Origin of the sequence: Coleofasciculaceae cyanobacterium, from assembly GCA_036703275.1 — a bacterium.
Lineage (GTDB): Bacteria > Cyanobacteriota > Cyanobacteriia > Cyanobacteriales > Xenococcaceae > Waterburya.
The window spans coordinates 1-5,248 of record DATNPK010000005.1; the positions used below are offsets into that span (position 1 = coordinate 1).

Below are 5,248 nucleotides of genomic sequence, written 5' to 3' on the forward strand. Positions count from 1 at the left end.
TTTTCGATACCTGATGGATGTAATTCCTTTAGATGCCAGCTTAGTCAAAGGTTCTCATGGTCATGTTACTCAGGCGGTAGGGCGATCGCCATTGTTAATTACTCAACAGCAAGACTTATTAAATAGCAAAACTATTGAAGCCAAAGAGGTATTTGACTTAATACTTAATCATCTACTAACTGATGTTATGCGCTCTTAATACCAATTCTCCATGAAAATGCATGTTGTAAATGAATTAAATGACAGTTTGGATAGCAATCTCATTGGCCAGGGTAATTGCATCAAAAAATAGGGTAGTGTAGCAAAGATGTTGAATAAGTTATATTTTTCTGCCAAACTCGTACTTATTAATGTACAAACCAATCACTAAATCATGCATTTGAGTGATTTTTTAAAAGCAAATAGTTTTCCTTTGCAATATTTTAATTCTCGTTCTTAAAGTCAGATGTTTCTTTCAATTTTCTACATTTTATATTTGCTTACTTGTCTTTCATCCTTCGAGAAGGGAGTAATCCTAAATACGTTAGAAATATCCGAATTGCAGACAGAGCATACTATCAAGGTGACTATGATACAGCAATCATCAACTATATGAGGGCATTAAATGAAAAGCCTAGCGATTATTACGCTAGCACAAGGATTCAGCAAGCAAGATGTATTCAAGCTAAGCAACCTGCAACCCATGCACAGTTTACAGCAATGTGCCCAAGCCTTTATCCATAAAACAATTGAAGAATAAGTCAGCCAGGTTTGTAAATCTAGATTCTGCTTCAGAAGCTGCGCGCTCGCTATCTATGCAACCTTCGAGTAAATCGGAAATATTTAGAACTACATCTCGACGAGAGCGATCAAATACCGACTGGCGAGCTTTGCAAGCTTTACTCAAATACCTAGCGGGGCGACAATAGTAGCTAGAAAGCAGATAGAATAAGTGTCATGGGTTTCTGACCTCGTTGATAAAATGGGCATTTATTAGGAGATAAATTCATTAATTAAGTTGTTTTTTCCGAAAGAGCAAAGCAAAAATTGAGCCAACTATAACCATATAAACCAATATAAAAGTTACTATGTCTTGAGAAAGTACGTTTTAATTCTTTGACTCTACCGATATAGTTTTCAATTCCTGTACTCTTGATTTTCTGTCCAGTAAAGGTACTAACTGTATAAACAATGCTCATTAAAATTAGCCAAGAAATCAAGTGATCGCCTATGACTTTAGTTCCTTCCAAGTTATAACCACCTTTCTTAAAATCTCGAAACATCTCTTCAATCCCAAATCGTTTCTTATAAGCAGTAATTGCTTCCTCTAAAGACCCCAAGTTCGTTAAAATAAACCAACCTTCTTCTGGGTTTAAACCATAACGTTTTTTCTGCCACTTAGCTGCTAAATCAAACCCTGCCACTTGTTTAGTTTTGGTCATTTTACTCCCCAAAGATATAAAGATATTTCTGGTTTCAATCCTAACTGTTGTAGTTCACACCAAATTTCTGATTCAAGCTCAACAAAGTTATTCTTTTTAAGACGCAAACAGAAGTATACTTTCTTCTCTCTGAGCCAAAATGCTAAATCCAACTAATGACTAATATATTGATTGATTGCCATCTACTTCTATCTATTGCTAAATGCCATACTCCTTTCGGGTCAATTGACTCATCTATCCATTGATAAATTAACAGGGCTATTTCATTCTAAAAAGAGACAAAATATGCTCTAAACCAAATTGGCATTTACGCTGTCCTAAAGGATACCGCTCCGCATATGCTTGAGCCATGTTGTTAAACCCAGCATCCCGATACAAATTAATCGCCAAATTACGGGCGATCGCTAAAAATTGTGGCAGAGGAGCAGTTCTAATTCTGGATTTATCTTCTCCTTGAGTTACATCTCGGACATAGTGAACTTGATTCTCTACACCCCAATAACCGCGAATCCTTTGATAAAAATTAAATGCCGATTCTTGTATGTCAGAAATATAGTACCTGGTACTGAACTCAGTGTGATATTTCAATTGTCGCTCTGATTCAACCTTAATCACGGTTTTAACCGCAAGCCATTGAGATAACTCTTGGTTTAAATAGCTAATGTTCACTCGACGTTTCTCAATTCTCCAATGCCCCTTGCCAATATGTTCAAAACAGTCATCCTTGGTCAATTGTTTTTGTATAAATTGATAAAGTTTGGGCTGGTTTCCTTTGACGGCAGCAAGATAATGGTTCCCACTTTGAACAATCTTATTAATCGTTTTTTTGTGTGTTCATGGCATCAAATGCTACTACTACTCCTTTGAGTGCCAGAGATTCAATCAACTTTGGTACAGCAGAAATTTCATTACTTTTATTTTCTACCTCTTGGGGTTCAAGAATTAATCCTCTTTCTACCAAATATGCGCTAACTAAAGTAATTGCTTTATGTGGCTCACAGTCTCGAATTTCTTCTGATAATAAGTATGAGCCTCTTAATACTTCGCCGTCTAACGCCAGAGTTTCTCCTGGTAATGGCTTAATTTTGAAGAAGTTGGCTAATTTTGCCGAATAATCTTCATAATCTAGACCGAGCAATGACCTTCTTATAGTGCTGTAAGAAGGAATTCTGTTTACTTTAAATAACTTTTTTAGTTCTTCATTGTATGACTTTAGCCAATCTCCTATTGCTAAAAATCCTTGATTGCCTGCTGCCACTGCTAAGGTAAATAAAGCCAGACATAATTGTAATGAATGCCTTGTCCCCTGCTTCCTTCTACGATCTGGTATTCCAGAGAATGCATCTATTATTGCTATTTTATTCATTTTTTTAGCTTAATTTAGACTACCATAATTACTCTACCATCGAGAATGAAATAGCCCTGATAAATTAAAGATAACCATATTGTCTTCACACTCCATACTTCCAGGGATAAAAATCTCTGTATTTTCTTTCTTCTGCTTTCAAAAAGTATTGGTAATGGCAAACAAGTCGCTAATTTTTTCAAAATTTACTTTTTAATTGATTGTAGAAGATTAATCAGAATTTCTAACAATAAATAATCTGATGGTTTGAGATCTTGTTGGAAATGGGTTTGATATAATTCAGGTAACATTATATGACGATATGTTTGATGACTTGTTCTTCAGCCTATCTTTTTTTGCCACTTGTCTCAAACTCTCTTCTTCTCTAATTTTCAGTCTAGATTATCGTTCCCACAGCTCAAATACATAAAGTTTATAGAAAAAAGCTATTCGGGCAACATAGGTAGCTAGGCGGAATTAAATTTAGGCATTGTGTAAAAATAAAGTGAACAATTTAATGAAAAGTTAGATAATGAGAATGTAACTAAATAAAAGTTTTAGATGTCTAATAATCAGGTAATCGAAAGATTCGAGATAAGTACGAAAAGCTTTTGCCTTATTTAAACGAAAAAACTCGTCGTATTTGGGCAGGGATTGAAGCTAGAAGCTTAGGATGGGGAGGGATTACTCAGGTATCTTTGGCAACGGGGCTATCTCGTACGACAATTCAAAAGGGAATACGTTCGTTAGAAGAATCGAGAGAAGGAAAAACGGCAAACGAAAGTAGCAGAATTCGTATCCAAGGAGGAGGACGTAAATTACTTGAAGAACAAGATGCAATGTTGCTGGTTGACTTAGAATCGCTGATTGAACCAATGACATTGGGAGACCCAGAGTCGGTTTTGAAATGGACTTCAAAAAGCGTGGTCAAACTGGCGGATGCACTGAATCTTGGGGGACACAGAATTAGTCCCAAAAGTGTCTACAATTTGCTTTTGTCCCTAGGCTATAGCTTACAATCAAATCGAAAGACCCGTGACGGCTCATCTCACGCAGCGCGCGACCAACAATTTCTGTATATTTCAAAGTTGGTCAAAGATTTTCAATCCCAGAACGAACCTGTAATTTCAGTCGATACGAAGAAAAAAGAGTTAATTGGCAACTTTAAAAACCCTGGAACTGAATGGTGTCAAAAAGAAGAACCAGTTTAAGTACGAATGCATGATTTTGTTGACCCCCAATTAGGGAAAGTAATTCCCTATGGAATTTATGATTTAACCTTAAATAAAGGTTGGGTCAATGTGGGTATCGATCATGATACGGCAGAATTTGCAGTAGAGTCGATTCGTCATTGGTGGTACTCTAATACTGTTCGGTTAAAAATTAAGCAGCAGGAACAACAGTAAAAGTAAAAGGTTGAAGTTGAGTAAACCCAGTTCGATGAATTGGCTTTGTGGCTTTAAATTTAGAGCGAGGTTTCTTAACGACTCTGGGATTAGTTCGACCTTGACGGGTCGTCAGGATTTGTTCGGCAATTTCCGAAATTAACCAAGAGAAAAAGTAAGGTAGAGAAGAAGGCAAAGCCTGCTGACATTGAGAGATAGCACGACGTAAAATTCGTAAAGTTCTTGTAAAATTAAATCTGAGAGGAGATTTATCGTTAGTGCTAGAAGCACGAAAGATTAAAGAACGTACTGCCCAGTAAGCCAGTAACCACCCATAAATTTCTTGAACAACTAATTTAGGTTTTTTTGAACGAATCGGTGTTTTTCGAGCATTAAGATGAGTTTTGAATTCAGCCAGCGTGTTTTCTACCTCCCAACGCCAATGATATTCTGATGCCAGAAGTTCAGATGGAAACAGTTCATAATCCATCAAGTCAGTAATTAAGCGATAAACAACTTCTGTGCCTTTTTCCCGAATCACATATTCAATAACTCTGACTTGAATTTGAATTGCTCCCTTTTTTTTAGATTTACGGTCAGGATTGACCCAAGATAAATAAGAACCATCAGGTAATTCTTGAACAGGAGCAAATTTAACGTTCTTGCGAATGCGACCCAGAATATGACATTTTTGGTCAAGTGATTCCAAGACCATCAGCCAGGGAATCAAGTCCTCTATCCCAAGTTAACAACATTCCTTTTTGAACACAACGCAATAACTTTCTCGCTCTGACTCTTTCGCCGATTCGATAAGGACTGATGAGAGCATCTGTAATGATATGAGTTCCTAACTCTACCAGAATTACTAACCGTGCTTTTGGGAAAGCCGCTGTTGTTCCCTTGGGACTCCCTGGATAACCAAAACCTCGACCATTTTCTTCTGTATCAGTGATATCATACCAATTTAAATAGCATTCAGGGCAGATAGGGCATCGTTGATGAAAGAATAACCGGTGCTCGAAGCAATCACTTCTGGCGTTAACTCACATATAAGTTGATCGACTTTGGTTTGCAGTTGAGCCTGGGTTTTGAACCAA

7 protein-coding genes and 1 pseudogene are annotated in these 5,248 nt (G+C 36.9%); 3 read left to right on the forward strand and 5 right to left on the reverse strand.

All coding sequences use genetic code 11. The features are described 5' to 3' along the window. Positions 1 to 199: hypothetical protein (locus V6C71_00275; GenBank protein HEY9766927.1), on the forward strand; the 199-nt coding region annotated here is incomplete at its 5' end. A gap of 405 nt (positions 200 to 604) precedes the next feature. Further along, the gene (locus V6C71_00280) at positions 605 to 739 is read left to right on the forward strand and encodes a hypothetical protein (GenBank protein ID HEY9766928.1); all 135 of its coding nucleotides are present in this window, start codon (positions 605 to 607) and stop codon (positions 737 to 739) included. Positions 740 to 992: 253 nt separating this feature from the next. Here the strand turns inward: V6C71_00280 and V6C71_00285 are convergent, their stop codons facing one another. The 4 genes from V6C71_00285 to V6C71_00300 all read right to left on the reverse strand — a co-directional run bounded on the left by V6C71_00285 (position 993) and on the right by V6C71_00300 (position 2,787). After that, positions 993 to 1,421: a hypothetical protein gene (locus V6C71_00285; GenBank protein HEY9766929.1), complete on the reverse strand. Its 429-nt coding sequence runs from the start codon at positions 1,419 to 1,421 to the stop codon at positions 993 to 995. Further along, the gene (locus V6C71_00290) at positions 1,418 to 1,573 is read right to left on the reverse strand and encodes a hypothetical protein (GenBank protein ID HEY9766930.1); all 156 of its coding nucleotides are present in this window, start codon (positions 1,571 to 1,573) and stop codon (positions 1,418 to 1,420) included. Before V6C71_00290 ends, V6C71_00285 begins: the two co-directional genes overlap by 4 nt. Before the next feature lie 106 nt (positions 1,574 to 1,679). Continuing rightward, positions 1,680 to 2,240: an ISAs1 family transposase gene (locus tag V6C71_00295; GenBank protein ID HEY9766931.1), complete on the reverse strand. Its 561-nt coding sequence runs from the start codon at positions 2,238 to 2,240 to the stop codon at positions 1,680 to 1,682. Continuing rightward, positions 2,236 to 2,787 (reverse strand): ISAs1 family transposase, encoded by a 552-nt coding sequence (locus tag V6C71_00300; protein ID HEY9766932.1) that lies wholly within the window; start codon positions 2,785 to 2,787, stop codon positions 2,236 to 2,238. The genes V6C71_00295 and V6C71_00300 overlap by 5 nt, the downstream gene beginning before the upstream one ends. Before the next feature lie 540 nt (positions 2,788 to 3,327). Between V6C71_00300 and V6C71_00305 the strand changes: the two are divergent. Beyond that, a pseudogene (locus V6C71_00305) lies at positions 3,328 to 4,130 on the forward strand (ISAzo13 family transposase). 19 nt (positions 4,131 to 4,149) lie between these two features. On the opposite strand, the gene V6C71_00310 reads toward V6C71_00305, so the two are convergent. Continuing rightward, positions 4,150 to 4,866, reverse strand: a complete 717-nt coding sequence (locus V6C71_00310) for a transposase (GenBank protein HEY9766933.1) — start codon at positions 4,864 to 4,866, stop codon at positions 4,150 to 4,152. Between the last annotated feature and the right edge of the window lie 382 nt (positions 4,867 to 5,248).